The sequence below is a fragment of the Streptomyces sp. NPDC044003 genome, from assembly GCF_056435185.1.
In genome coordinates this window covers 17,210-39,316 of sequence record NZ_JBWKFA010000023.1, presented here as the reverse complement: position 1 = coordinate 39,316, position 22,107 = coordinate 17,210, and the positions used below count along the sequence as shown (strand labels likewise).

Here is a 22,107-nt window from a genome sequence, read left to right as displayed (position 1 = left end):
TCCTCGTCCACCGCCGCCGCGAACGGCACGATCTTCGCCTCCGCGAGGGCACGCACCGACTCCCGGAGCATGTCGTGCTCCTCGGAAGGCCGGTACAGGTCGAAGTCCTTACCCATGATGTGGAGCTCCCCTAGACGCTTGTGGCACTGAGTACCCTCAGCAAAACACACTCAGTGCCATGACGCCAGAGCGCCCCGACGCTGTTCTGCGTCGGGGCGCTCTCAGTACCGGTCGGTCGGTTTTCTTAACTCCGCGTTTCCGCCGGATTCACCTCGTCGCGCTGGCGCCTCTGTGCGTCGTACTCGGCGCCGAGTCGGCGGGCCCGGTCCTCGGTGATCTCCAGCTGGGTCAGCAGGACCGGCGTGCAGATGGTCGGCAGGACGTGCTGGAGCAGCACCAGGACCCGATGCGTCAGATCTTTGCGATCGCACAGGATCTGGGACATGGTCTGGATTCCCGCGTACGCGCCCGAGAAGAGTTCGGCCGTGTCCGTCACGTTCACGTGGGCGAGGAGCTCTCCGCGTGCCTTCGCGACCGTCAGGCCCTCCGCCACCTGGTCGATCCAGGCCTGGAACGGAGCGGCCCGGTCGACACCGGTGGCACCGCTGTCCAGGGCCAGGGCGACGCTCGCGCGCACGAGCGCGTCGCGCTGCAGGCGGTGGGCGAGGAGGAAGCCCTGATCCACCAGCTCCTGGAGTTTGATGCGCTGCGGAGTGAGCGGGACGTCGAGCATCTGGGCATCGAGCACGCCGAGGGCGAGGTCTTCCTTGGAAGCAAAGTGGAAATACAGCGCGCCCTTGGTCACCCCGGCGCGCACCAGGATCTCCCCGATGGTCGTCCGCTCGTAGCCGCGCTCCGCGAAGACGGCGGCCGCCGATTCCAGGATCGTCTGCCGCGTTCGGATCGCACGCGCTTGCTGCGCCAAGGCGCCTCCTGCTGTATCGCTGTCTGTGCTCGACGTGTGACGTGAAGCATTGAAAAGAAAACCGGGCTGTACGTACTCTACGACCGGGCGGGTATGCCGCCCAGGGGTATGGGGATGTGAGGGGATCCATGGACGAGGACCGCCGAGGAGCGACGGCACAGGTCCCCGGGGAATTCGTTCACCGGGCGGATCCCGCGGACATCTTCCCCACGGGCTGGACGCAGCTGCGGGAGAACCGATTCTCCGTCTCTGCCCGCTGGCCTGCCGCACATCCCTTCTTCTCACCGGTGGCAGGAGACCGGCACGACCCCGTACTGGTGGCCGAGACGATACGCCAGGCCACCATGCTCGTCGCTCATGCCGAACTGGGGGTACCCGTCGACGATCAGTTCGTCATGTGGGACCTCCATTTCACCGCCGACCCCGAGGCGCTCGCCGTCGACGGCCTCCCGTCGGACGTCACCGTCGACATCGCCTTCTCCGGTCTCGACGGCCGTCGAGGCAGGCCCCGGAACCTGCCCACCACCGTGCGGGTCACCCGGGGCAGCAGACCCCTCGCCACCGGCGGCGGCCTGGCCGGCTACACCTCGGCCCTCGCCTACCGCCGGTTGCGGGGCGAGCGGATGGCCGCACTCGGCCGACCGGTCCCGCTGATCCAGGGGGTGGCCCCGCACCTGGTCGGCCGGCGGCGGCTGCAGGACGTCGTTCTGGGACCGGGCACCTGGGCGGGCCAGTGGCAGCTGCGGATCGACACCGGTCACGCCATCCTCTTCCGGCGCCAGAACGACCACGTGCCCGGGATGACGCTCATCGAGGCCGCCCGGCAGGCCGCGACGATGGCGGTCGGCGGCGGCGCCTTCCTGCCCACCGGCATGGACATCTCCTTCGATCGCTATGCCGAACTCGACAGCCCGTGCTGGATAGAGGCCGAGGTCCTGTCCGGCCCCGACCCCTCGACGACCGCCGTCCGGGTCACCGGCCGACAGGAGGGCCTGCCGGTCTTCGCGTGCACGCTCACTTCTCCGTCCCCGGAACCGGCGGTGGCCGGTGTCGGCCTCGACAGCCGGCTGGCGAGCTGAACCGGATCGGATCGATGGGGCCTCGCATACTGATCACCGGCGCGACCGGGTTCATCGGCGGCCGGCTGACGGCGACGGCAGTGGCGGAGCTCCCGCACGTGCGACTGCTCACCCGCCGCCCCCTCACGCCGCCGGCCACCGGAGCGGGGGACCGGAGGAGAACGCCGGCCGAGACCGTCACCGGTGACCTCCGCGACCCCGACTCGCTGCGCCGCGCCTGCGAGGGCGTCGACGTGCTGATCCACTGCGCCTCGGCGATCGGCGCGGACGAGGACACGGCCCACGCGGTCAACGACGAGGGCACCCGAACCCTGGTCGACGCGGCCGTACGCGCCGGGGTGACCCGGATCGTCTCCCTGAGCACCGCCTCCGTCCACGGCCGCGGCCCCTTCCGGGCGGCGGCCCCCGGCACCCTGCCGCTCGCCCCGGGCTCGGCGACCAGCCGCACCCGGGCCGCGGGGGAGCGGTACGTCCTGGACGCGGGCGGCACCGTCCTGCGTCCCCATCTCGTGTACGGCACGGGCGACCGGCAGCTGATGCCGGGGATCGTCCGGCTGCTCGCCGCCCTGCCGGGCCCGCTCGACGGGGGCGCCTCGCTGCACTCCCTGATCGACGTGGACACCCTGGCGCGGGTCCTGCTCGGCGCGGCGCTCTCTCCGGAACCCGCTCCGGGCGCCCACTTCGTCAACCACCCGGAGCCGGTTCCGGTGGCGGAACTGCTCGCGTCCGGCGAGGCCCTCCTCGCCGGACGGGCGGGCTCGGCCCGCGGACCGGTGGTCGACGTCGCCGAGGCCCGCGCCCTGCTCGCGGACTTTCCCTTCGCCCAGCACCACCTGGCGATGCTCGCCAGTGACCACTGGTTCGAGGACGACCGACCCTGGCGGGAGTGGGGCTGCGACCCGGGGCCGGGCTTCGCCGCGACGATCACGGACCACATGTCGTGGTACCGGGGCCTCCTCGCCCACTCCTGACCGAGAACCACCTCTGAACAGAAGGAAGCCCGCATGTCCGCGCTGGACGGAAAGACCGCGATCGTCACCGGGGCGAGTCGCGGCATCGGAAGAGGAATCGCCGAGCGGCTGGCCGGGGACGGTGCCCTGGTGGCCGTGCACTTCGGCAGCAACGAGGCGGCCGCCCGGGAGACGGTGAAGATCATCGAGGAGGCGGGCGGCCGGGCCTTCGTCTTCCGTGCGGACCTCGCGGAGCCCGACGCCGTGGACACCTTCTACGCCGCCCTGGAGGCGGGTCTCGCGGAGCAGGGTGCCGGCCCCGAGTTCGACATCCTTGTCAACAACGCGGCGGGCAGCGGCTCGGGCCGGATCCACCAGCTGACCTCCGAGGTCTTCGACCGGCTCTTCGCGGTCAACGTCAAGGCCCCGCTCTTCCTCGTCCAGCGGGGCCTCGACCGGCTGCGCGACGGAGGGCGGATCGTCAACATCTCCTCGCTGGTGACGAAGAACGCCTTCCCCGACTCCGTCACGTACGCGATGACCAAGGGGGCCGTCGACACGATGACCCTGGCCCTCGCCAAGGAGCTGGGGCCCCGGGGGATCACGGTCAACGCCGTGGCCCCCGGCTTCGTGGCGACGGACATGAACGCACGGCGGCGTACGACGCCGGAGGCGACCGCCGCCCTCGCGGCCTACTCGGTCTTCAACCGGCTGGGGACGCCGGCCGACATCGCGGACGTGGTCGGTTTTCTCGTCTCCGACGACGCGCGCTGGATCACGGGCCAGTACGTGGACGCGTCGGGCGGCAGCGCGCTCTGACTCCCCGCCGGGTCGAGTCCGGCGAGCGACTCGGGGCCCGCCAGCACCGGCAGCAGGGTGCGCCACAGGCCCGTGACCGTCCGGGGGGAGAGCCATTCGCCGTTGTCCCGCCCCAGGGCCTGCAGGCCGACCGTGGCCGCCACGATCGTGCGGGCGAGGTCCTGCTGTCGCCCGAGGCCCGGGGCGAGCAGGCCCTCGTCGGCCGCTTCCGCGAGCCGCTGCTGGACGCAGCTCTGCCACTCCTGGCGCAGATTGAGTTCCGTACGGGAGTCGTCGGAGCAGCTGAGCCGGAATCCGGCGCGGACGACGATGTCGTCGCGGAGCAGCCGGGCCAGGGCGTGGGAGGTGTCGGCGAGGTTCTGCAGGGCGTTCGTCCGTCGTCCGTACACGATCCGGGCGGTCCGGCGCAGGGCGGTGCAGGCCTCGTGCTCGACGGCGTCGGCGACCGCCGCCTTGTTCTCGAAGTGGAAGTGGAGCGCGCCGGGGCTCACGCCCGCTCCGGAGCTGATCGCGGACAGCGTGGCCAGGGTGTAGCCGTGCCGGTCGAACTCCGTGGCCGCCGACCTGATCAGCGCGTCACGGGTGCGGGCGGACCGCTCCTGTTTCGTCACCCATGCCCCCCGTCCGGCAACCCACACCCGACCATACAAAACCGACTGATCGGTATTGTACGAGGCTTCGTCGGTCCGCAGGGCGTTTCGACGCGTAAACCCTCCCTTCGGGGGTTTGTCGCTCCTCAGCACCCGTCCGGGCGCCGCGGGTGGGTCAGGACCACCACCGCGCCCGCGAGCAGCACCACGTTCTTCACGACGAACTCGCCCACCAGCGTGAGCAGCAGCGGATTGGCGTGGGCGAAGGCGACCGAGGGCGTCAGGACGAGCACCGCGAAGGTGCCGCAGAGGTGGGCGACGAGCACCGGGAGCGCGGCGGCCCGGGCCCGGCCCGACACCAGCCAGAGGCCGAGGGCCACCTCCGCCCAGCCGAGCGCGGGCACGAACCAGCCCCCGGCGGGGAACGGCAGGACGGCGACGACGAGCGCGGCCGCCGGACTCAGCCCGATGACCTTGAGCACCCCGAACCAGACGAACACCCCGCCGAGACCGGCCCGGAGCATCCCCAGGCCGTAGTGGTGCAGCCGTGGCGCGAGCCGGTCGAAGGCGCCGGCGGGCGGCGGCGGGGCGGAGGCCGTGACGGAGGCCGGGGCGGGAGCTGTCAGTTCGGAGGAAACGGTCATGCGCGGGCATCTCCAACACGAGTCGACGCGGGGCCGGGCGGAGCCGGACGGGGCGGATCGAGGCCGGACGGGGCGGAGCCGGACGGTGGACCGCTCGGATCACGCCGAAATCGCGGCCGGAGGGGCGGACGCCGTGGACTCACGCTAACGGCCCCCCGAGGACCCTCGCGACGCCCATCGCTTCCTTGCATGCCCGCGATGGAAGAAGTCGATCGGCCGTTGCCGGGCGCGATCAATTCTCGCCAGCCTGAGGACTGTTCGAGTTTGCGTGCGACGCAGACCGAGTCCGTCCGCTCCCGGCACCCCGCGAAGGAATCCACGGTGACCCACCGACCCGCCGCCCCCGCCCGCACCCCGCTCACCCGCCGCCGGGTGCTCACCACGTCCGCCGCCGCGGCCGGGGCACTCGCCCTGTCCGGCACCGCCGCCATGGCCGTCCCCACCAGCTTCGAGGCGGAGACCCGCACCGGCCGCCGTGCCCCCGGCGCCGTCACCGACCCCAGCGTCGTCATCCGCTGGAACCAGGCCGCGATGGACGCGATCCTCGGCCGCTACCACGCCTCCGGCAACCGCTTCGGGCCCGCCACCGTGAACGCCCGCGCCCTCGCGATCGTCCACAACGCCGTCTACGACGCCTGGGCCTGCTACGACCGCCACGCCGTCGGCACCCGCTTCGGCGGCTCCCTGCGCCGCCCCCGCGCCGAGCGCACCCTCGACAACAAGAACGAGGCCATCAGCTACGCGGCCCACCTCGCCCTGCTCGACCTGTACCCCGAGTACAAGGTCGCCATCGACTCCATGCTGCGCAGCCTCGGCGGCGACCCCGAGCTCACGGACCCCCGCCCGTACAGCCCCGCCTGGATCGGTCGGCGCACCGCCCGCGCCGTCCTCGAGTACCGGCACGCCGACGGCGCCAACCAGCTCGGCACCCCCGCGTACACCGACACCACCGGCTACCAGCCGCGCAACAGCCCGCAGACCGCCGGGGCCTTCGACCCGGCCACGATCTCGGACCCGGCGCACTGGGCCCCGCTGATCGTGAACGGGAAGACGCAGCGGTACCTGACCCCGCAGTTCGCGGTGATGCAGCCCTTCGCGCTGAGCCGCCCCGACCAGTTCACGGTCCCCGCCCCGCCCGCGTACCCCTCCGTCCGCATGACCGCCGCCATCGAGGAACTCCTCGACATCAGCGCCAACCTGACGGACGAGCACAAGGCGATAGCCGAGTTCTGGCTCAACGACGACGTCACCCCGCCCGGCGCGCAGCAGATGTGGGGACGGTACGTCTCCGCCCGCGACGGCCACGGCGTCGACGAGGACGCCCGGCTCTTCTTCGGTCTCAACATGGCCGAGTGCGACGCCGCCATCGGCTCCTGGGCGGTCAAGCGCTCGTACGACTTCGCCCGCCCGTCCACCCTCGTCCCGTACGACCGGCGCGGCCGGCAGATCCGCGCCTGGGGCGGCCCCGGCCAGGGCACCGTCACCATGGACGGCGTCGACTGGCAGGCGTACGTGGCCGTGCCGCCGTTCCCGGCCACCGTCTCCGGACACAGCACCTTCTCCGGCGCCGCCGCCGAGTTCCTCCGCCGCTTCACCGGCTCCGACTCCTTCGGCGACTCGTACCGCTTCAAGGCCGGCGCCTCCACCGTCGAGCCGGGCCTCACCCCGCGCACCGACGTCGTCCTGCACTGGCCCACCTTCAGCGAGGCCGCCCACCAGGCCGGCATCTCCCGCGTGTACGGCGGCATGCACTGGAGCTTCGACAACGAGCCCGGCATCGAGATGGGCCACCGCATCGGCAAGGTCGTCCACCGCCAGGCCGAGCGCTACTTCACCGGCTCCCACCGCTGACCAGCCCCCGCCGCCCGAGGAGTACACCGTGAGCAACCAGACCCAGAACCCCACGAGCGCGCCGGCCCCGCCCGCCCGGAGCCGCTGGGCGGGCGGTGCCCCGCCCTTCCCCGGCCCCCGGCCCGCCGCGCTCGGCGCCCTCGCCACCGTCGTGTCGCTGCTGATCCTGGTGGCGCTCGGCGAGGCCACCGGCCACCTCCTGATGATCGCCCCGCTCGCCGCCACCGCGATGATCATCTGCAGCACCCCCGCCCTGCCCCCGGCCCAGCCCCGGGGCGTCCTCCTCGGCCAGGTCGGCTCCGGCGCGCTCGGCCTCGTCGCCGTCGCCGTCTTCGGTCACTCCCTCTGGGTGGCCGCCGTCGCCGCCGGACTCAGCGTCGCCCTGATGCTGCTGCTGCGGGCCGTCCACGCGCCCGCCGCCGCCACCGCCGTCCTCGCCGTCCTCCAGGACCCCGCGCCCCTGCGCTTCCTCGTCCTGCTCGCCGTCGGCAGCGCCCTGCTCGTCCTCGTGGGCCTGCTCGCCTCCCGGCTCGGAGTGATCGGCAAGTACCCCACGTACTGGTGGTGACACCCCGTACCCCGTCCGCCCACACCCTCAACGGAGCGCCCGTGAACCGAGACAGACTGCTCGTCAGCTGCGAGCAGCTCATGGAACAGCTGCGGAACCCCGCGACCCGGGACGAGCACACGGTCCTCGTCGAGATCACCGACGGCGGCAGCGACCTGGGCCGGATCCCCGGCTCGGTCCGCCTGGACTGGACCGGCGACCTCCAGGACCCGATACGCCGGGACGTCATCGGCCCCGAGGCCTTCGCCGCGCTCCTCGGCCGGCACGGCATCACCGACGGGCACACCGTCGTCTTCCTCAGCGGCAACAACAACTGGTGGGCCGCCGCCGCGTACTGGCAGTTCCGGCTGTACGGCCACCGGGAGCTCCGGCTCCTCGACGGCGGCCGGCTCCGCTGGGAGGCCCTCGGCGGCCCCCTCACCCGGGACGTCCCGGAGCGCGCGCCCGTCGACCACCCCGTACCGTCCGCCGACGAGACCGTCCGCGCCCGCCGTGAGGACATGCTCGACCACATCGGCTGCCACCAACTCCTCGACGTGCGCTCCCTGGAGGAGTACCTCGGGCAGAGCAACACCCCGCCCGGCGTGCCCGAGGACCTCGGCGTGCGCTGCGGCCACGCCCTCTCCGCCGAGCACATCCCCTGGCACAGCGCCGTCCGCCCCGACGGCACCTTCCGCGACGACGAGGAACTGGCCCGCGCCTACGCGGCCGTCCGCACCGACGCCCCCACCGTCCTGTACTGCCGGGTCGGCTGGCGCTCCGCCCACAGCTGGTTCGTCCTGAGCGAGCTCCTCGGCCTCCCCGACATCCGCAACTACGACGGCGCCTGGCGCGAGTTCGGCTCCCTCATCGGCGCCCCCATCGTCAACGGCCCCCAGCCCTGGGGCCCCGACCCCATCCCGTCCCTCGTCGCCCAGCGCGCCCCGGAGGTCCCCGCCCGTGCCTGACGTCACCGTCTTCCGCAACGTGCTCCGCAACGGCTTCGACCAGACCGAGCTGCCCTGGGTGCCGTGGACCGAACCCGGCCGCGCCGGCGTCGAGTACGTCGTCCTCTGGGGCCCCGACCCCGCCGAGGACGAGGACTCCGCCTCCCTCCTGCTGCGCTTCCCGCCCGGCGCGCACGGCGACTTCCACGAGCACCTCGGCCACGAACTGATGCTCGTCCTCGACGGCACCCTCGACCACAGCGACGGGCGCCGCTTCCACCGCGGCGACCTCGTCGTCGAGGAGCCCGGCACCCGCCACCAGATGTCCAGCGCCGAGGGCTGCACCGTCCTCGCCGTCCGCGCCCGCCCCGCCGCCGCCCGCACCCCGGAGGCCGGCGAGATCACCACCGGCGTCGGCGCCGGCGCCTGACACACCCCGAGGTCGCCGGACCCTTCCGCACGGGCCCGGCCGCCCGGGGGGTGTCCGGGAAGTCCCGCACAGCACCCACGGCGCCCGGCACCGCACGGGACTTCCCGGACACCCCCTCGCTCCGTACCCGCTCGCCCACGCTCCCGGAGAGAGACGCCATGACACCGCCCGCACGGCCTCAGTCCACGCGCAGTCCCGAACCCTCCCGCCGGGTCCTGCTCACCACCGGTTCCTCCGACGCCCACACCTGGAACCTGGTCCACCTCCAGCTCTTCCTGGAGGAGCACGGGCACTCCGTGCTCAACCTGGGCCCCTGCGTCCCCGAGCAGCTGCTCGTCGACACCGCCCGGATGACCAGCCCCGACCTCGTCGTCCTCTCCTCCGTCAACGGCCACGGACACCAGGACGGGCTGCGCGCCGCCCGCGCCCTGCGCGCCGACCACCGCACCCGCACCGTCCCGATGGTCATCGGCGGACTCCTCGGCATCTCCCCGGAGGGCGCCGCCACGCGCACCGCCGAACTCCTCGACGCCGGATACGACGAGGTGTACGCGGACGGCACCCCGCCCACGGCGCTCCTGCGCCGGCTCGCCGGCCTCGGTGGCGCGTGTACCGGGCGGGCCGCGGCGTGACCACCACCGCCCCGCCCCCGCACCGGCTCGCCCCCGGCGACCTCGGTGCCTTCGTCCAGGCCTCGGCCGACGCCGGCGAACTGGTCGTCCAGCCCCGCATGGGCATGGCCGCCCCCGAGGAGATGTCCCGCGGAGTCGCCGCCGTCGCCGCCCTGCCCGAGCGGACCGTCGCCACCCTCACCATCGACAGCTACACCCGCGTCGGCGACCACGCCGCCGCCACCGCGGCCCTCCGCGCCGGACGGCCCCTCAACGGCTTCCCGCTGGTCAGCCACGGCCCGAGAACCGGAGCGAAGGTCGCCGCCGCGGCCGGACGCGGCACCCCCGTCCAGGTCCGGCACGGTTCCGCCGACCCCATGGCCATCTTCCGCACCATGGCCGCCGCCGGACTCACCGCCTCCGAGGGCGGCCCCGTCTCGTACTGCCTGCCCTACGGCCGCACCCCGCTCGCCGAATCCGTCGCCGCCTGGCGCGACTCCGTCCAGTACCTGACGGAGCGGAGCCGCGCGCACGGCCGCCGGGCCCACCTCGAATCCTTCGGCGGCTGCCTCCTCGGCCAGCTCTGCCCGCCCTCCCTGCTCGTCGCCGTCTCGGTCCTCGAATGCCTCTTCTTCGTCGCCAACGGCGCGACCAGCGTCTCCCTCAGCTACGCCCAGCAGACCCACCCCGCCCAGGACGCGGGCGCCCTCACCGCGCTGCGCAGGCTCGCCGACGAGTTGCTGCCGCCGCACGCCGACCGCCACATCGTGCTCTACACGTACATGGGCGTGTACCCCAGGACCGTTCCCGGCGCCCGGCTGCTGCTCCGCCGCAGCGCCGAACTCGCCGTACGCGGCGGGGCACAGCGCCTCATCGTGAAGACCGAGACCGAGGCGCACCGCATCCCCACCGTCCAGGAGAACCTGACCGCCCTGCGGATCGCCGCCGACGCCGCCCGCGCCGCCCACACCGCCCCGTACCCCACGGGCGCCGACGCCGAGGAGACGTACGCCGAGGCCCGCACCCTGGTCACCGCCGTCCTCGCGCTCTCCGACGACCTCGGCGTCGCCCTCCTGAAGGCCTTCGACCGGGGCCTCCTCGACGTGCCGTTCTGCCTGCACCCGGACAACCGGGGCGCCGTCCGGTCCACCGTCGCACCCGACGGGCGCCTGCACTGGACCGACCTGGGCGCGCTGCCGCTGCTCACCACCAGCAGGAGGACCACCCCGATGACCTCACGCCAGCTCTCCGGCATGCTCGGCCGCGTCGCCCGCGAGCACGACCGGGCCGCCGCCACCGACCCCACCCCGGACCCGACGCCCCGCGCCGCACCGCCGCCGCCCGCCGCACCGCTGCGGGTCGCGTTCGCCGGCATGGGCCCGCGCGGCCTCTCCGTACTGGAGCGGCTCGCCGCCCGCTGCGCCGAGGAGCCGCCCGCGCGGCCGGTGGAGGTGTTCGCGGTCGATCCGTACGAGGCGGGGGCCGGGCGGATCTGGCGTACGGACCAGTCGCCCCGGTTCCTCATGAACACCCCGGCCCAGGAGGTCACCATGTTCTCCGGGCCCGCCGACGACGGACCCCACCGGCCCGGCGCGGGACCCACGCTCGGCGAGTGGTGGGCGGCGCACGACCCGGCGGGCGCCGAGCCCGGGGGCTACGCGCCGCGCGCCGTCTACGGCCGCTACCTGACCTACGTCATGGCGCGGATCGAGGAGACCCTGCCGCCCGGGCTCACCGTCCACCGGGTCCCGGCCCGGGTGATCTGCGCGGACCGGGTGCGGGGCGAGGCCGGCGGTCACCGGCTGCGGCTCGACCGGGGCGACGTCCTCACCGTCGACCGGCTCCTCCTCGCCACCGGGCACCCCCTCACCGAACTCGACGCGGAGCAGCGGGCCTGGGAGCGGTTCGCCCGCGAGCACAGCAGCCCCGCCCGGACCGTCCGGTACGTGGCCGGCGGCTCCGCGAGCGAGATGCCGCTCGCCGAGATCCCCGCCGGCGCGAGCGTCGGCATCCTCGGCATGGGGCTCACCTTCTACGACGTCCTCGCCGAGCTCACCCTCGGGCGCGGCGGCACCTTCGCCGAGGGCGAGGAGGGCCTCCTCTACCTGCCCAGCGGCAAGGAGCCCCGGATCCTGGCCGGTTCACGCGGGGGAGTGCCACTGCTCACCCGGGGCGCCAACCAGAAGGGCCCCACGCACCGCTACCGGGCCCGGCTCTTCACCCCCGAGCGGATGGCCGCGCTCAGAGCGGCCGGGGCGCCGCTCGACTTCGAGCGGACCGTGCTGCCGTGGCTGCTCGCCGAGGTGAACCTGGTCCTGCTCGCCACCCGGATCCGCCGGGCCCACGGCCCGGAGGCCGCAAGGGAGTTCACCGAGCGGGGCGTGGCCGTCCTCGCCGACCGCGACGATCCGCGCCCGCGGCTCCTGGAGCGGCTCGCCGCCGGCCACGGCCACCGGGTCGACCCGAAGCCGCTCACCGGGCTCGACGCGCTCGCCCGCCCGTTCGCCGGCCGGCGCTTCGGCTCCTCGGCCGAGTACCACAAGGTGCTCACCGAGTGGCTCCGCGCCGACCTGGCCGAGGCCCGCCGCGGGAACACCGACGGTCCCCTCAAGGCCGCGGCCGACGTGCTGCGGGACGTCCGCCAGACGATCCGTACCGTGGTCGACTTCGGCGGGCTCACCCCCGACTCGCACCGCTGGTTCCTCGCCGAGTTCGGCCCCGTCGCCGCGATGGTCTCGACCGGGCCGCCGCAGCTGCGTACGGAGCAGTTCCTCGCTCTGCTCGCCGCCGGGGTCCTCGAACCGGTCGGCCCCGGCGCCCGCTTCGAGGCCGATCCCGTCGAGGGCCGGTTCGCGGTGGAGTCCGCGCAGGTCGAGAACTCCTGGGTGGCCCTCGACGTCCTCGTCGACGCCCGGGTGCCGGGCACCGATCTCGCGGCCGACCGGGACCCGCTGATCCGGGGCCTGATGGTCGACGGCGAGATCCGTACCTTCACCAACGCGGCGGAAGGGGCGGGGGAGTTCGCCACGGGCGGTCTCGACTGCACCGACTCGCCGTTCCACCCGGTCCGCGCGGACGGCTCGGTGGACACCAGCACGCATGTGCTCGGCATCCCCAGCGAGCACACCCGCTGGTTCACCCAGGTCGGCAGCGGCCGGCCGGGCCCCTGGGGCTCCTTCACCCGGGACGCGGACGCGATCGCGGAGGCTCTGCTGGGCGGTGCGGAGGCGGACGCGAGCGCCGCGACCCCCCTCGCGGGCGGTGCCGGGTGAGCGCCGTCCGTACGCCCGCCCACGAGGAGTACCGGGCCGCCCGTGACCTGCTGCTCCGGCTGCGCGGCGACCGCGAGGCGGCCGTCGCCGCCTTCCGGTGGCCGCGCGCCGAGCACTTCAACTGGTCCCTCGACTGGTTCGACGTGATCGCCGAGGGCAACGACCGGCCGGCTCTGGAACTCCTCGGCCGCCCCGGCCCGGACGGCTCCGTCCCCGTCGTCGACCGGGTCTCCTTCGCCGAACTCTCCGCCCGCTCCGACGCGTTGGCGACCGCCCTGCGGGAGCGGGGGGTCGCCCGGGGCGACCGCGTCCTCGTCCTGCTCGGCACCAGGACCGAACTCTGGGAGACCCTGCTCGGCTGCATCAAGCTCGGCGCGGTCGTCGTCCCCGCCTACCAGGACCTGACACGGGACGAGGCGGCCGACCGGATCACCCGGGGCCGCATCCGGCACGTGGTCTGCGCGCCCGAACTCGTACCCCTGCTCGACGAGTCGGCGGTGCCGGGGCTCCGCATGGCGCCGGATGCGGACCGGGCCGGCTGGTCCCCGTACCCCGACACCCGCGGCCCCGGCCGGCCGTCCTTCGTCCCGGACGGGCCCACCCGCGCCACCGACCCGTCCTTCTGCTACTTCACCTCAGGGACGACCTCCCTGCCGAAGCTCGTCGAGCACAGCCACGCCGGATACGGCGTCGGACACCTCTCCAGCCTGTACTGGAGCGGGCTGCGCCCCGGCGACCGGCACCTCAACCTCTCCGCGCCCGGCTGGGCCAAGCACTCCTGGTCCAGTCTCTTCGTGCCCTGGGCGGCGGAGGCGACCGTCCTCGCGCCGCCGGACGGCGGCCTCCCGCCGGCCGCCCTGCCCCGGGTCCTCGCCGAGCACGCCGTCACCAGCTTCTGTGCGCCGCCGAGCGCCTGGCGGGCGATGCTCCCGCACGTCGCCGCGGGGCCGGGGGCGCCCCGGCTGCGTGAGGCGACGGCCGCGGGGGAGCCCCTGACCGCAGAGACCGTGGCGCGGATCGAGGCCGCGTGGGGCGTACGGGTACGCGACGGGTACGGGCAGACCGAGGCGACCGCCCTCATCGGCCGCGCCCCCGGCGGCCCCGCCCCGCTCGCCCCGCTCGGGCACCCGCTCCCCGGCTACCGGATCGTGCTGCGGGACCCGGAGACGGGGGAGCCCGGTGAGGCCGGGGAGGTCTGCGTGGACCTGACGGACCGTCCGCCCGGCCTGATGCGCGGCTACGCCGACCTGCCGGAGCGCACGGCGGAGGCCTTCGCCGGCGGCCTGTACCGCACGGGCGACCGGGGCGAGCGGTGCGCGGACGGCTCCATCCGCCTGCTCGGCCGGCTGGACGAGGTCTTCAAGTCCCACGGCCACCGGGTCTCCCCGATGGAGATCGAGGCGGTCCTGCGCACCCATCCGGAGGTCGCCGACGCGGCGGTGATCCCCTGCCCGGACCCGGACGGCGGCCTCGCCCCGTACGCGGTGGTGGAACTGCGCACGGCGCCGGCCCCCGAAGGATTCCCCGACGCCCTCCTGGCCCTGGCGGCCGACCGGCTCGCCCCGGTCTTCGTCCCGCGCGGCGTCGACGTCGTCCCGTCCCTGCCCCGCACCCGATCGGGCAAGGTCAGGCGCGGCGAGCTGCGCCCGGGCGCTACGCCCTGACCGGTTCCCGGTTCGCCGCGCGGAGCAGGACCTCCGCCACGCCCCTGGCCCGTACCGCCGCCTCCGGTGTGCCCTCGCGTACGGCGGTGACGATCGCGCCGTCGCCCAGGAGGGCGAGCTGCCGGGCCAGGGCCTCGTGGTCGCGGTAGCCGCCCTCGGTGAGCAGCCGGTCGAGGACCGCGATGACCTTCTCCTTGTGCTCGGCGGCCACGTGGTGCGCCGGGCTGTCGGGGTCGGCCGTCTCGACCATCGTGTTGATGAAGGCGCAGCCGCGGAACTCGGCGGCGGAGAACCGCTCCGCGAGCCCGTCGAAGAGTGCGAGCGGCAGCTCCTCGGGGGAGCGCCCGCTGGCGGCGATCCGGCCGTCGAGCCAGGCGCGCCACATGCCGTCGCGGCGCCGCAGGACCTCGACGACGACGTCGTCCTTGCTGGGGAAGTGGCGGTAGAAGGAGGCGCGGCCGACTCCGGACTCGGACAGGATCCGTTCGATCCCGACGGCCCGGATCCCCTCTTCGTAGAACAGACGCTCCGCCGCGCTGAGGAGCCGCTCTTTCGCGTTCGTGGCCATACCAGACGGTACCACTCGGTGCCGTATCGCTGATCCTGATCCGAACTCCGGAGCGTGGCCTTCCCGTTGCGCCAGACGGAACCGATCGGTACCGTCCTGATGGTACCGACCAGTTCCGTCTTGGCCCGGCTCAAGGAGAGCACCATGTCCCGCCTTCCCCAACTGACCGTCGAGACCGCCGACGAGGAGCAGCGCGAGCTGCTCGAAGGCACCCTCAAGCAGCTCGGCAAGCTGCCCAACCTGTACGCCTCCCTCGCCAACGGGCCCGCCGCGCTCCGCGGTTACCTCGCCATGCGCGAGGCCCTCGTCGGCGGCAGCTTCAGCGCCCGGCAGCGCGAGCAGCTCGCGCTCTTCATCGCGCAGCGCAACGACTGCACCTACTGCGTCTCCGCGCACACCCTGCGCGGCGGCAAGGTCGGCCTGAGCGAGCAGGAACTGCTCGACACCCGCCGCGGCGGCGACGCCGGCGACCCGCACATGGACCAGGTCCTCCGCCTCACCGACGCCGTCATGGCGACCGGCGGCCGCGTCACCGACGAGGCCCTCGCCGACGCCCGCGCCGCCGGTGTGACCGACGCCGAGATCGCGGAGATCGTCGGCCACGTCGCGCTCAACGTCCTGTCGAACTTCTTCAATCACGTTGCGCAGCCGGACTTGGACTTTCCGTTGGTCCCGGCCCAGCTCGCCGAGTAGAGTCTTCGCGGCCGAGCAGGGGTGCCGGGCGCGAGGACGCGACCGGCACCCCTGCGGCTTGTACGGCCGAGCGACTGGGGCGATCGAAGCGGGTGGTCGACCAACCACCTGGTGCGAGGACACTGCCGCCCGCGCGGCAGGGGGGAATTCACGTGGACATCGACGCAAGAACCCTTCGGACCTTCCGCGAGGTGACCCTCACCGGGTCGTTCACCCAGGCGGCGCGCCGCCTCGGGTACTCGGAGTCCAGCGTCACGGCACAGATGCGTGCCCTGGAGAGGCAGGTGGGCGAGCCCGTCTTCGAGCGGCTCCCCAACGGCGTCCGGCTCACCCACGCCGGAACCGTCCTGCGTGACTACGCGCGCCAGATCCTCACCCTCGTCGGCGAGATGGAGACCGCCCTGCGCCGCCCCGCGGCCAACCCGCCGCGCCTCACCGTCGGCATCGTCCCCGCCCTCGCGTACGGGCAGCAGCTGGCCAGGGTCACCCACGTCGGGCGGCGCCTCCTCGCCGGCGTCCAACTCGCCCTGCGCATCATGGGAACGGCCGAGGTCCACGACGCCTTCCGGGCCGGCACCATCGACGGCGCCCTCGTCCTCACCGTCGTCGACGCCGACGACCCCGCCGACCTGTTAGGCGAGCAGCAGTACACCGACCGCCCCGACGACCTCACCGAAGTACGGCTCCAGGAAGTGGAGTTCGTCCCCGTCACCGGCGTCGGCCGGCGACCCGGCGGCCACGGACGGCAGGTCGTCATCGCCGACCCCGACTGCCCCTCCCAGCGCTGGCTCCCCGAATTCCTCCGCCTCCGCTGCGACAGCCCGCCCGAGATCCACGAGCTCGGCTCCATGGCGGGCGTCCGCGCCGCCACCCAGTCGGGCCTCGGCTGCGCCATGCTCCCCACGGCACTCGCCGCCGACCACGAGGAGGCAGGCGGCCTGCGCCCCCTTCCCGGCGTGCCCCGGATGCGCTGGAACGCCTCCCTGATCCTCGGCCGCCACGACACCCGGCCCGCCGTCGACCGGCAGAACCTGACGGAAACCCTCCGCCAGGCCACCGCCCTCGGCCGCGCCTTCCACCCGGCCACCCTGCCCGTGGCCGACGCCCTCGCGACGGACGCGCTCGGGGCCGACGTCCTCGGGAGCGAGGCTCTCCGGAGCGACGCCCTCGGCGGCGATGCGCTCGCCGGCGATGTCCTGGGCGGCGATGTCCTCGGGGGCGGGGCCACCGCCCTCGACCCGGATCCGCGCATCGCCTCCTGACCGACCCCTCCCGGGTCCCCACGACCGGTGCCACGGCGCACCGCCGGCTCCCCCCGGCCCACCCCCGACCGGGCCCGCAACGGGAGCGACGGCGCGCCGTGGCACCTCCAGCGGGCATGACCCAGGCAAGCCCAAAAGGGAACGCCCCTCCCACGTGTGGACTCCCAGGCGGTCGAGCGACCCCGGTGAACCGCACCGGGCCGGGCAGGCACGCGACCCGGTGTCCTGGGTCAACCGGTGGTGGTGAGCACCATGCGGAACCGGGCCGCTCCGGAGAGCATTTTCTGGTAGGCCTCATTCGCTTGTGCGAGCGGCATGGTCTCGATGACGGGGCGAATGCCGTGCAGGGCGCTGAACGCCATGGTGTCCTCGATGTCCTGGGCGGTGCCGTTCGAGTGGCCGCGCACGAGGATGGCGGGCACGATCAACTGGAGCGGGGCGATCTGCAGGGGCGCCGGGTCGATGCCGATCACCACCAGCTCGCCGCGGGGTGTGAGCCCGTCGACGGTCGCCGTGATGGCCTCGGAGTTCGCGGCGGTGGCCAGCACGACCTGGACGCCTCCGAGCGACTGCAGGGCCTCGGCGACGCCGGTTCCCGCGGAGCTGTCGATGTAGTGGTGGGCTCCCAGCTGCTTGGCGAAGTCCGCCTTGTCCGGGCCGCGCGCGATCGAGACCGTTTCGAACCCCATCGCGACCGCGAAACGGACCCCGAAGTGGCCCAGCCCGCCGAGCCCGAGGACAGCCACGCGGTCGCCCGGCCGGGCGACGCTGCGCCGCAGCCCGTTGAACGGGGTCACGCCCGCACATCCCATCGGCGCGGCGTCCTCGGCCGTGAGCGCGTCCGGGATCCGCGCGAGGGCGTCGACGGGGACGACCACCGACTCGGCGTAGCCTCCGTCGTAGGCCCATCCGGGGACCTTGAGGGCCCGGCAGACGACGAAGTCGCCCTGGCGGCACGGGGTGCAGACTCCGCAGCTGCCGCCGAACCAGCCCACCGCCACCCGGTCGCCCACCCGCCACACGTCGGGTGTGCCCTCGCCGAGTTCGGCGATGCGGCCGGCGATCTCGTGTCCCGGGACCAGCGGAAAGGTCAGCCCGGGCAGTGCGTTGTTGACGAAGGCTGCGTCCATGTGACAGATGCCGCAGGCCTCCACGGCGATGCGCACATGCCCCGGGGCCGGCGGCACGAGCTCCCGCTCGACGGCTTCGAAGGCCTCGCCCGCGGCGCCGACCTGCGCGACTCGATAGGTACCCATCGGATTCCTCCTCGGGAGTCATCCCCTCCAACCAGTAGATCCCGCACCGCCCAGCCGCGCGCGCCGACCACCAAAGGTGCCGGATCCGCCCGGCGACGCATCCCCACGGCCGACCCGCACACCCGCTGCGACCTGCGTGAACGGCTGCGGCCGCACGTGCCCCCGGTGGCGCCCCTGGGCGGGAACAGCACCCACCCGCGGGTCCTGGATCACCCCATGGCCCCTTGTGGACCTACCTGGGTCATGCCCCCTCCACACCCCCGCCCCCGGCCCCGTCTCAGTACTCCGGCAGTCCCAGGGGCACCCGGCCCGTGGCCCGCCCGTGCTCGTCGAGGAGCCAGCTCATGCGCTTCGGGGAGTGCAGGGCCACCGTCCGGTCCCGTACCTCCAGGGCCGGGAACCGGTCCGCGAGGAGCGCCTCGAAGGGGTCCAGCGCGCCGAGCCCGGGCAGCCACACCAGGACGAGCAGGTTGTACGGACCGCTCACCGACACGCACATGCGGACCTGCTCCAGACGGGCCAGCGCGTTCCCGGTCTGCTCCAGCAGGGCGTGCGGCACCGACGTCCGGTAGACCACCGTCGTCGAGAGCCCCGCCATGGGGTGCGCCAGATCGCAGCGGAGCGTGATGTCCCCGTCGCGGATCATCCGCTGGAGCCGCCGCCGCGCCGCGTGCTCGCTCATGCCCGTGCGCGCGCCCAGCTCCGCGTACCCGAGCCGCCCGTCGGCGCCGAGCGCGGTCAGCAGCGCCTGGTCCTGCGGCGCGGGCCGCTCGTGGAGGTGCGTGCTGTACGTCCGGGGCCGCGCGGGGGAGCCCGGTGCGCCGAGCCCGGCCCGCTCCGCCGGGTTCATCGCCCGCATCCGCCAGTCCCGCCCCTCCCCGTACAGCGTGATGCCGAGCCGGGTACGGGTGGAGCTGACCCCGCGCAGACCGCCGATCCCGCCGTGCACCGCGCGCCCGAGGGACGGCAAACCGGGGGCGGCGACGGAGAGGAACAGGTCGAAGTCCCCGGCCGTCTCGTCGACGCTGAAGACCCACGGCATCGCCGTCACCGCCGCGCTCACCCGCTCGAAGGCGCGCGGCCGGCACCGCACCTCCACATAGGCGACCGTGGCCGTCTTCGCCGCGTCGTACGCCGTGACCCAGGCGAGCCCTTCGGCGCGGAGCCGCTCGAAGCGGCGGGCCGCCGTCGTCGCGTCCACCCCGAGCGCCCGCCCGATCCGGGTCCACGGCGCGCGGGGAGCGGCCTGCAGGGCGTCGACCAGCGCGAGATCCAGCTCCGAGAAGCCCACAGGAGAGCCCCCGGTGCGGGAAACCGGCGAAGAGGCGCCTCTGCCGACGCTTTCCGGCAATTCCGGGGGGTGCTCGCTCACGGACCGGATCGTAGGGGCACTTCCGGCCGACCACCAGTTTCGGCCACCGGTGAGAGGAGTACCGTGCCTGCTCCGACCCTTCCGGCGTCCCCGGCCGCGCCGCCCGCGCACCGCGGAACCGTCCGGCTCACGGTCGTCCTGCTCTTCGCGGCCTGGCTGGTCGACTACGCCGACCGGCTCGTGATCAACCTCGTCCTGCCGTCCATCGGCGCCGAGTTCGACATCGACCGCACGCGGCAGGGCCTTGTCGTCTCCGCCTTCTTCCTCGCCTACGCCCTCTGCCAGATCCCCGGCGGCCTGCTCGCCGACCGCTTCGGCGGCCGGCGGGTGACCCTCTGGGCCCTGCTGTCCTGGTCGGTCTTCACCGCCCTCACCGGCTTCGCCTGGTCCTTCGCGGTCCTGCTCGCGCTGCGCTTCGCGTTCGGCGCGGCCGAGGGCGTCTTCCCGCCCGCCTCCCTGAAGGTCCTCGTCGAGCGCACCCGGCCCGAGGAACGCAGCGCCGCCAACGGCAAGGTGATGAGCTCCAACGCCCTCGCCGCCGTCGTCACGCCGCTCGCCGTCGCCCCGCTCGTCGCCGCCTTCGGCTGGCGCTCGGCCTTCTGGTCCACCGCCGCCCTCGGCGTCCTCGCCCTGATCGCCGTACGCCTGCTGCTCCCACCCCCGCTGCCCCGCACGGAAGAAGCCGGCGCGCCTCGCCCGCCGCTCCGCACCGTCCTGCGCAAGGGCGTCCTGTGGCGCTTCGCCCTGATGATGTTCGGCTACAACACCATCATCTGGGGCCTCAACACCTGGGTCCCCTCGTACCTCTCCGAGGAACACGGGGTCTCCCTCACCTCGGCCGGCGCCCTCCTCGCGATCCCGGCGCTCGGCGCCGCCGTCGCCACCGTCCTCGGCGGGCGGCTCGCCGACCGGCTCGGCGGCCGGCACCGCGTGATCATCGTCCCCGGCATGGCCGTCGCCGCCGTCGCCCTGCTCCTCATGGCGGACACCCCGTCCCTCACCGGCTTCGTCGTCCTCGGCACGGTCGCCGTCTTCGCCGCCTCCCTCGCGTACATGCCGATCTTCGCCGTCCCCCTCGCCGGCCTCACCCCGGAGTGCGTGGGCGTCGGCAGCGCCGTCGTCATCCTCGGCGGCCAGGTCGCCGGCATGGTCGCCCCGCCCGTCATGGGCGCGCTCGCCGACGCCTTCTCCTTCCAGGTCGCCTTCGGCTTCCTCGTCCTCGGCGCGGTGATCGCCGCCGTCATGGCCTGTCTGACCCCGCAGGACGCCGAGGCCTTCCGCACCGCCGCCGACCGCGCGCCCCGCCCCTCCCCTACCGCAGAGGAAACCGCCGCATGACCACCGATGTCGCAGCCCTTCTCGCCGGACTCGACGCGCGCCTGCCCGCCCTGCGCGCCCTGTACGAGGACCTGCACGCCCACCCCGAGCTGTCGTTCCAGGAGTTCCGTACGGCCGGTGTCGTCGCCGAACGGCTGCGCGCCCAGGGCTGGGAGGTCACCGAGGGCGTCGGCCGCACCGGCGTCGTCGGCGTCCTCGCCAACGGGCCCGGCCCCGTCGTCCTGCTCCGCGCCGACATGGACGCCCTCCCCGTCAAGGAGGAGACCGGGCTCCCGTACGCCTCGACCGTCACCGGCACCGACCCCGAAGGGCACGAGGTGCCCGTCATGCACGCCTGCGGGCACGACATGCACGTCACCTGCCTCCTCGGCGCCACCGGTCAGCTCGCCGGGCACCGGGACGCCTGGCACGGCACCGTCGTCGCCGTCTTCCAGCCCGCCGAGGAGGTCGGCGGCGCGCCCGCCATGATCGAGGACGGTTTCCTCGACCGCTTCCCGCGCGCCGAGGTCTGCCTCGCCCAGCACGTCGCCCCGGCCCCCGTCGGCTTCCTCGGCACCCGCCCGGGACCGGTGATGGCCGCCTCCGACAGCCTCCGGGTGACCCTCTTCGGGCGCGGTGGCCACGGCTCCACCCCCGAGACGGCCGTCGACCCGGTGGTGATGGCCGCGGCGGTCGTCATGCGCCTGCAGACCGTCGTCTCCCGGGAGATCGGCGCCGCGCAGACGGCGGTCGTCACGGTCGGCTCGCTGCACGCCGGGACGAAGGAGAACATCATCCCGGACACCGCCGAACTCAAGGTCAACATCCGCTCGACCACCCCGGCCGTACGCGACCGGGTCCTGTCCGCCGTCGAGCGGATCGTCCGTGCGGAGGCCGCCGCCTCGGGCGCCCCCAAGGAACCCGAGATCGCCCCCCTCAACTCCTTCCCCGTCACCGTGAACGAACCGGAGGCGACGGCCCGCGTGCAGACCGCGCTCGCCGAAGTCCTCGGCGAGGGGCGGGTCTTCACCCTTCCTGCGGCCGTCACCGGCAGCGAGGACTTCGGCGTCTTCGGGACCGCGCTCGGCGTCCCGTCCGTCTTCTGGCACTTCGGCGGCGCCGACCCCGCGCTGTACGCGGGCATCGACCCCGACGCCCTGCTGGCGGACGGCCTCCCCGACACCGTCCCCGCCAACCACTCGCCGCACTTCGCCCCCGTCCCCGGCCCGACGATCCCCCTCGGTGTGACCGCCCTCCTCGCGGCCGCCGCGCCGTGGCTGATCAAGCGGTCGGTGTAGGGGGAGAGAGCG

19 protein-coding genes and 1 pseudogene are annotated in these 22,107 nt (G+C 74.0%); 14 read left to right on the top strand and 6 right to left on the bottom strand.

The features are described from left to right. Positions 1–244 precede the first annotated feature (244 nt). Entirely contained in the window at positions 245–925 is a 681-nt protein-coding gene (locus AC07AW_RS40875; protein WP_478820535.1) for a ScbR family autoregulator-binding transcription factor, read from the bottom strand. Positions 926–1,053: 128 nt separating this feature from the next. On the opposite strand from AC07AW_RS40875, the gene AC07AW_RS40870 reads away from it, so the two are divergent. The 3 genes from AC07AW_RS40870 to AC07AW_RS40860 are packed head-to-tail and all read left to right on the top strand — an operon-like array spanning position 1,054 to position 3,773. Continuing rightward, the gene (locus AC07AW_RS40870; protein ID WP_478820534.1) at positions 1,054–2,004 is read left to right on the top strand and encodes a ScbA/BarX family gamma-butyrolactone biosynthesis protein; all 951 of its coding nucleotides are present in this window, start codon (positions 1,054–1,056) and stop codon (positions 2,002–2,004) included. Positions 2,005–2,018: 14 nt separating this feature from the next. Beyond that, positions 2,019–2,975 (top strand): NAD-dependent epimerase/dehydratase family protein, encoded by a 957-nt coding sequence (locus tag AC07AW_RS40865; RefSeq protein ID WP_478820533.1) that lies wholly within the window; start codon positions 2,019–2,021, stop codon positions 2,973–2,975. 33 nt (positions 2,976–3,008) lie between these two features. Then, positions 3,009–3,773 (top strand): SDR family oxidoreductase, encoded by a 765-nt coding sequence (locus AC07AW_RS40860; RefSeq protein ID WP_478820532.1) that lies wholly within the window; start codon positions 3,009–3,011, stop codon positions 3,771–3,773. 50 nt (positions 3,774–3,823) lie between these two features. On the opposite strand, the pseudogene AC07AW_RS40855 reads toward AC07AW_RS40860, so the two are convergent. Both AC07AW_RS40855 and AC07AW_RS40850 read right to left on the bottom strand, forming a co-directional pair. Beyond that, positions 3,824–4,384, bottom strand: a pseudogene (locus AC07AW_RS40855) (ScbR family autoregulator-binding transcription factor); the annotation flags it as partial. A gap of 125 nt (positions 4,385–4,509) precedes the next feature. Next, complete coding sequence (locus AC07AW_RS40850; RefSeq protein ID WP_478820531.1) at positions 4,510–5,007, bottom strand: hypothetical protein; 498 nt, start codon at positions 5,005–5,007, stop codon at positions 4,510–4,512. A gap of 321 nt (positions 5,008–5,328) precedes the next feature. On the opposite strand from AC07AW_RS40850, the gene AC07AW_RS40845 reads away from it, so the two are divergent. The 7 genes from AC07AW_RS40845 to AC07AW_RS40815 all read left to right on the top strand — a co-directional run bounded on the left by AC07AW_RS40845 (position 5,329) and on the right by AC07AW_RS40815 (position 14,329). Then, on the top strand, positions 5,329–6,858 hold the full coding sequence (locus AC07AW_RS40845; RefSeq protein WP_478820530.1) for a vanadium-dependent haloperoxidase: 1,530 nt from the start codon (positions 5,329–5,331) through the stop codon (positions 6,856–6,858). 28 nt (positions 6,859–6,886) lie between these two features. Further along, positions 6,887–7,426, top strand: a complete 540-nt coding sequence (locus AC07AW_RS40840; RefSeq protein ID WP_478820529.1) for an HPP family protein — start codon at positions 6,887–6,889, stop codon at positions 7,424–7,426. A 41-nt stretch (positions 7,427–7,467) separates the two neighbouring features. Next, positions 7,468–8,373 (top strand): sulfurtransferase, encoded by a 906-nt coding sequence (locus AC07AW_RS40835; RefSeq protein ID WP_478820528.1) that lies wholly within the window; start codon positions 7,468–7,470, stop codon positions 8,371–8,373. Beyond that, positions 8,366–8,782, top strand: coding sequence for a cupin domain-containing protein (locus tag AC07AW_RS40830; protein WP_478820527.1), 417 nt, complete (start codon positions 8,366–8,368; stop codon positions 8,780–8,782). Before AC07AW_RS40835 ends, AC07AW_RS40830 begins: the two co-directional genes overlap by 8 nt. A gap of 158 nt (positions 8,783–8,940) precedes the next feature. After that, a complete protein-coding gene (locus tag AC07AW_RS40825; RefSeq protein ID WP_478820526.1) occupies positions 8,941–9,414 on the top strand; it encodes a cobalamin B12-binding domain-containing protein in 474 nt (157 codons plus the stop codon). Next, a complete protein-coding gene (locus AC07AW_RS40820; RefSeq protein WP_478820525.1) occupies positions 9,411–12,665 on the top strand; it encodes an FAD/NAD(P)-binding protein in 3,255 nt (1,084 codons plus the stop codon). Before AC07AW_RS40825 ends, AC07AW_RS40820 begins: the two co-directional genes overlap by 4 nt. Further along, positions 12,662–14,329: an acetate--CoA ligase gene (locus AC07AW_RS40815; protein WP_478820524.1), complete on the top strand. Its 1,668-nt coding sequence runs from the start codon at positions 12,662–12,664 to the stop codon at positions 14,327–14,329. The genes AC07AW_RS40820 and AC07AW_RS40815 overlap by 4 nt, the downstream gene beginning before the upstream one ends. Here the strand turns inward: AC07AW_RS40815 and AC07AW_RS40810 are convergent. Beyond that, positions 14,319–14,897 (bottom strand): TetR/AcrR family transcriptional regulator, encoded by a 579-nt coding sequence (locus tag AC07AW_RS40810; RefSeq protein ID WP_478820523.1) that lies wholly within the window; start codon positions 14,895–14,897, stop codon positions 14,319–14,321. The genes AC07AW_RS40815 and AC07AW_RS40810 overlap by 11 nt on opposite strands. A gap of 144 nt (positions 14,898–15,041) precedes the next feature. On the opposite strand from AC07AW_RS40810, the gene AC07AW_RS40805 reads away from it, so the two are divergent. After that, a complete protein-coding gene (locus AC07AW_RS40805; RefSeq protein WP_478820522.1) occupies positions 15,042–15,590 on the top strand; it encodes a carboxymuconolactone decarboxylase family protein in 549 nt (182 codons plus the stop codon). Positions 15,591–15,742: 152 nt separating this feature from the next. Beyond that, positions 15,743–16,852 carry a LysR family transcriptional regulator gene (locus AC07AW_RS40800; RefSeq protein WP_478820521.1) on the top strand — a complete coding sequence of 370 codons (1,110 nt, stop codon included), beginning with the start codon at positions 15,743–15,745 and terminating at the stop codon, positions 16,850–16,852. 230 nt (positions 16,853–17,082) lie between these two features. Here AC07AW_RS40800 and AC07AW_RS40795 read toward each other — a convergent pair whose 3' ends face one another. Both AC07AW_RS40795 and AC07AW_RS40790 read right to left on the bottom strand, forming a co-directional pair. Further along, a complete protein-coding gene (locus tag AC07AW_RS40795; protein WP_478820520.1) occupies positions 17,083–18,108 on the bottom strand; it encodes an alcohol dehydrogenase in 1,026 nt (341 codons plus the stop codon). Between the two features lie 277 nt (positions 18,109–18,385). Beyond that, complete coding sequence (locus AC07AW_RS40790) at positions 18,386–19,399, bottom strand: Lrp/AsnC family transcriptional regulator (RefSeq protein ID WP_478820519.1); 1,014 nt, start codon at positions 19,397–19,399, stop codon at positions 18,386–18,388. Positions 19,400–19,543: 144 nt separating this feature from the next. Between AC07AW_RS40790 and AC07AW_RS40785 the strand changes: the two genes are divergently transcribed. Together AC07AW_RS40785 and AC07AW_RS40780 are read left to right on the top strand one after the other, a co-directional pair. Beyond that, positions 19,544–20,818, top strand: coding sequence for an MFS transporter (locus AC07AW_RS40785; protein ID WP_478820518.1), 1,275 nt, complete (start codon positions 19,544–19,546; stop codon positions 20,816–20,818). After that, positions 20,815–22,095 carry an amidohydrolase gene (locus AC07AW_RS40780; RefSeq protein ID WP_478820517.1) on the top strand — a complete coding sequence of 427 codons (1,281 nt, stop codon included), beginning with the start codon at positions 20,815–20,817 and terminating at the stop codon, positions 22,093–22,095. The genes AC07AW_RS40785 and AC07AW_RS40780 overlap by 4 nt, the downstream gene beginning before the upstream one ends. Positions 22,096–22,107 lie beyond the last annotated feature (12 nt).